The following is a 4,907-nucleotide window of genomic DNA, read 5'->3' on the forward strand; positions in this document are numbered from 1 at the left end:
CAGGGGTCGTGGTGGCGTTCTTGTGCAGTCGAACCATCATGACTTTTGCCTCCGTAGCTCCTCGATCAGCTCACGCATCGTCTCGCGACCTATGAATAATGCACGACGTCGCGGATCAATGCAATCGTCCGGGACCTGACATTTATCCAACCATGGGGTACGCACCGCGCGCGCCGGCAACCCGGCCACGCTGGTGAATTCGACCAGATCTTGCGGCTGCGCCGTTGCCAGCACACGCTTGAACGCCTCGGCGGCGTCGCACTCAGCGGTCACCGCAAACGCAGTGCCGAGCTGCACTGCCGCTGCTCCGAGCGCCTGTAGGCGCTGGATGTCGCCGTGACTCGAAATACCGCCGGCTACGATCAAGGGGATATCGCGCTCGATACCCTCGCGGGCCAAAAAGGCCTGGACTTCGGGCACGACGACGTCGAAGTCGAAACGCCGATCGTTCAAATCCGCTACCTTCGCTGCCCCCAAGTGTCCGCCGGCCAGCCGGGGGTGTTCCAGCACGATGGCATCGGGCAGCCGCGCGCGCTTCATCCAACGCCGCACCACCACCTGCACCCCGCGTGCGTCGGAGAGGATCGGTATCAGCGCCACCCGCGGATGATCCTGCGCCAACTCGGGCAGATCGAGCAGTAGACCGGCCCCGACGACCAGGGCATCGGCACCGCTGTCCAGCGCCTGTTCCACATAATCCGCGTAGGCCGACAGTGCGCGCATGATGTTGACGGCGATCAAGCCGTACCCCTGACTGAGCGCACGCGCCCGACGGATTTCACGATCAAGCGCCTGTCGGTTGGCGCGGTCGATGCGCGCCCGCGTGTTGGGGTCACGGGTGTCCAGCGCCGCGGTGGCCGCCATCAAGTCCGGATGGAGGCGACGCAAATCCACCGATGAAATGGTGCCCACCGCCCCCCATGACGCCACCGTGCCAGCCAAGCCGCCGGCCGAGATACCGACGCCCATCCCCCCTTGCACGACGGGCAACAAGGTACGCCCGGCCAGACGCAGCGGCCGCAAACCGCTGTCGGCCAACCAGCGGTGCGCTGGCGGCGGCACGCCGTCGCGCACCGTCTGCTCGTTCGAGTTGTCTGGCACTTCCCGCGCGCCGTCCATGGTCTACTCCGTTGTCACTGCAACAAGCCGCCGTCTTTGACACCGAGATCGACGCCTCTGACATCCGCCTCCTGCGCTAAACGGATCAAATAGTGGCGTAGGGCGACGGTGCGCGCGCGCAAGTTCAAGTCACGCTCGATGCGCTCACGCACCTCCTCAAAGGGCGGCGTGACCCCGGCGCGTCGGCCAACCACCTTCACGATGTGCAGCCCGAAACGGGTGCGAATCAGTCGCGGATGGATCCCCAGGCCGAGCTGCGAATCCTGTTGGTAGAACAGCTCGTTGGCAAGCTCGGGAGCACAGTCGCCCGGCTCCAACCACCCCAAGTCGCCGCCTTGCGCGCCGCTGGGGCAATTCGACAGCTCGCGGGCCATGGTTTCGAAACGCTCGGGCGGCGTCTGGGGGCGCAACAATTCCAACAACGCCTGCTCGGCGCGTCGCGCCAGCGCATGCACGTCCACCCGCGGTGTGACCGCAAACAGGATGTGTTTGACATGCAAGCGCTGGCCGCGTGTGAAGCGGGCCCGGTGCGCTTCATAGTGACGTCGGCACTCCTGCTCGGTGGGCACCGGCGTCACCACATCGAGCTCCAGCAAGCGCTTGATGGCTGCATGCTCCGGCGCACCCAGCGTCGGGGCCCAAGGTGACGCGTTGGGTGCAAGCAGCCCACGCGCCACCGCGCGTTGCCGCAACAATTCGGCCCAGGCACGCTCGCGCAGCGCGTCGTCCTCGACGCTCTCGCCGGGGCGCAGGAGCGCAACGCCATTGACGGCTGGAATCGACGCATCAGACTCGGCCGACCGCTGCGTCGAGGCGTTCACGGATGATGGGGGCAGGTTCATCTCAACGCCCCGCTGCGGTGCTGCTCAGCCGGCGGCTACGCACGATCTGATACGGCCGCCAGACATAGGCCACAGAGGCAAACCCGCTCCAAACGTGCACCAGCCGGGTGAACGGAAAAATCAGAAAGATGGTCATGCCCAACACCATGTGGGCTTTGAACACCCAGCCGATGTCGGCCATCAGCTCGGCAGTACCAGGGCGGAAGGTCACGATGCGCTGGGCCCACTCTGCCAGCACCAGCATCACGCTGCCGTCCAGATGCTGGGCCGAAAAGGGAATGGTGGCCAAGCCGAGTGCGAACTGCGCCCACAGCAACCACAGTAGCATGATATCGCTGGTGCGTGAGGTGGCACGGATGCGCGGATCGGTCAGCCGACGATGCAACAGCAGCGACACACCGACGAAGCCCAGTACCCCGAACACCCCGCCCGATACCATGGCCAGCACCTGCTTGGCGCCGGCGCTCATGAAGGGCTCATAGACGAAGTGGGGCGTGAGCATGCCAACCGTATGCCCGAAAAACAGAAACAGTATGCCGATGTGGAACAAATTGCTGCCCCAGCGCAGCTGCGCGGCACGCAACAGTTGCGACGAGTCGCTCTTCCAGGTGTACTGGTCACGATCGAAGCGCAACAGGCTGCCGAGCAAAAACACCGTCAGGCAGATATACGGGTAGACACTGAAGAAAAAGGTATTGAGTGCATTCATGGCGGTCTCCACGAAACAGGGATCAGTCGATTTGGGCAGGGGCTGCGCTGCGCTGCCGAACGAAATGCACGGGCCGTTCGCTGCCCGAGGCCGCCGCCGTGGGACAAGCACCGAAGGCCTGTGGCTCGGCCCAGCTGGCATCCACGGCTGGCTCCTCTTCCTCCGGCTCGACCGGCTCGACACGCTGGCCACATGCCAACAGCAGCGCGATGAGCACGTCGGCATAGGGACTGCGGCGCCGTTGCAGGGCACCGGCGATCCGATTGACGATGTGCGCCACTTCGCCAACCAGACTGCGCGCCACCTCGGTCGGTTGCGTCGAGGCAAATTCCATCAACACCGGTAGATAGTCGGGTAATTCGCCCTGGCGCAGACTCAGCCCAGCAGCCTCGTAGGTCTGCAGTAAATCGATCATCGCCGGGCCGCGATCGCGCGAGTCACCATGCACGTGTTCGAACAGGTGCAGCGAGGTGCTGCGCCCGCGGTCGAAGGTGTCCACATACGCGGCCTCGACCTGATAGCCGTCGAGGCGCTGCCAGTCGGCCACCAGGGCCTGCAGCCGCTGCAGCGACTCGGGCGGCACCGCGCCCTCTGCCGCCAGCGCCTGCAACGCCTGGGGAGCCAGCGCGCGTACTTCCTGATCCGGATAGCGCAGCAAAAACGCCAGTGCGCGTAGGGTATGGGTTAGGCGGGGGGATCGCATGAATCGGTCCTCCTGGGGTCGCGCGAGGCCTCAAGCCTCGACCTTGATGGGAATGGTGCGCTTGCGCTGGCCACCAAACAGGCTGACTTCGGTCTGCCCTTCGGAGCAACCGTTGCCAAACGAAAAGCCGCAGCTGCCGCGCAGGTCGAATGCGTCTTCGGCATACTCGCGGTGTGTGCTGGGAATGACGAAACGATCCTCGTAATTGGCAATGGCCATGATGCGGTACATCTCTTCGACCTGCGCAACCGTGAGGTCGGCTTCGGTCAGGACGCGACGGTTTTCCACACCCTCGACGTGCTTGGCGCGTTGATAGGCCCGCATGGCCAACATACGCCGCAGCGCCAGTACCACTGGTCGCGTATCACCAGCGGTCAGAAGGTTGGCCAGGTACTGCACCGGGATGCGCAATTGCTCGACATCGGGCAGTTCACCATGCGTGCCGATGTGGCCCGCGTTGGCCGCCGCCGAGATCGGCGACAGCGGCGGCACGTACCACACCATCGGCAGTGTGCGGTACTCGGGGTGCAGGGGCAGGGCGACCTTCCAATCGATCGCCATCTTGTAGACCGGGCTGCGGCGCGCCGCCTCCAGCCACGCCTCGGGCACACCATCGGCCCGCGCCTGCGCGATCACCTTCGGGTCGTTCGGGTCCAGAAAGATGTCAAGCTGCGCCCGGTACAGATCGCGCTCGTTCTCGACGCTGGCGGCCTCGGCGATGCGGTCGGCGTCATAGAGCATGACCCCCAGATAGCGGATACGACCGACGCAGGTTTCGGAACACACGGTGGGCTGGCCGGCCTCGATGCGCGGATAGCAAAAGACGCACTTTTCGGCCTTGCCGCTTTGCCAGTTGTAGTAAATCTTCTTGTACGGGCAGCCCGAGACACACATGCGCCAGCCGCGGCACTTGTCCTGGTCGATCAAGACGATGCCGTCTTCTTCGCGCTTGTAAATGGAGCCCGAGGGACAGGAGGCCACGCAGGCGGGGTTGAGGCAGTGCTCGCACAACCGCGGCAGGTACATCAGGAAGGTATTTTCGAACTGACCAAGCATGTCCTTCTGTACCTGATCGAAGTCGCGCAGATTGGCATCCTTGCTGCGCTTGGCGAACTCGCCCCCCAAAATCTCCTCCCAGTTCGGCCCCCACTCGATCTTGTCCATGCGCTGGCCGGTGATCAGGCTGCGCGGGCGCGCGGTGGGCGCGGCCTTCGACGACGGAGCATGGTGCAAATGCTCGTAGTCGAAGGTAAACGGCTCGTAGTAGTCGTCGATTTGTGGCAGGTTGGGATTGCTGAAGATCTTCATCAGCAACGACCACTTGCCGCCCTGGCGAGGAACGATGGAACCATCCGGGCGACGTTTCCATCCGCCGTTCCAGCGATCCTGGTTTTCCCATTCCTTGGGGTAGCCGATGCCCGGCTTGTTTTCGACGTTGTTGAACCAGGCGTATTCCACCCCCGGGCGGTTGGTCCAGACGTTTTTGCACGTCACCGAACAGGTGTGGCAGCCGATGCATTTGTCGAGGTTGAGC

The 4,907-nt window shown here is 64.1% G+C and carries 5 protein-coding genes; all 5 read right to left on the reverse strand.

Going from position 1 to position 4,907, the window contains the following annotated elements:
* Positions 1–36: 36 nt before the first annotated feature.
* The gene (locus Q0716_RS10155) at positions 37–1,119 is read right to left on the reverse strand and encodes a nitronate monooxygenase family protein (protein ID WP_299022858.1); all 1,083 of its coding nucleotides are present in this window, start codon (positions 1,117–1,119) and stop codon (positions 37–39) included.
* Positions 1,120–1,133: 14 nt separating this feature from the next.
* Positions 1,134–1,940: a peptidylprolyl isomerase gene (locus Q0716_RS10160; protein ID WP_299022861.1), complete on the reverse strand. Its 807-nt coding sequence runs from the start codon at positions 1,938–1,940 to the stop codon at positions 1,134–1,136.
* Between the two features lie 22 nt (positions 1,941–1,962).
* Positions 1,963–2,670 (reverse strand): respiratory nitrate reductase subunit gamma, encoded by a 708-nt coding sequence (gene narI / locus Q0716_RS10165; RefSeq protein WP_299022864.1) that lies wholly within the window; start codon positions 2,668–2,670, stop codon positions 1,963–1,965.
* Positions 2,671–2,692: 22 nt separating this feature from the next.
* Positions 2,693–3,373 carry a nitrate reductase molybdenum cofactor assembly chaperone gene (narJ, locus tag Q0716_RS10170; RefSeq protein ID WP_299022867.1) on the reverse strand — a complete coding sequence of 227 codons (681 nt, stop codon included), beginning with the start codon at positions 3,371–3,373 and terminating at the stop codon, positions 2,693–2,695.
* Between the two features lie 30 nt (positions 3,374–3,403).
* Positions 3,404–4,907: nitrate reductase subunit beta (narH, locus tag Q0716_RS10175; protein WP_299022869.1), on the reverse strand; the 1,504-nt coding region annotated here is incomplete at its 5' end.

The organism is uncultured Tepidimonas sp. (genome assembly GCF_938045175.1).
Taxonomy (GTDB): domain Bacteria; phylum Pseudomonadota; class Gammaproteobacteria; order Burkholderiales; family Burkholderiaceae_C; genus Tepidimonas.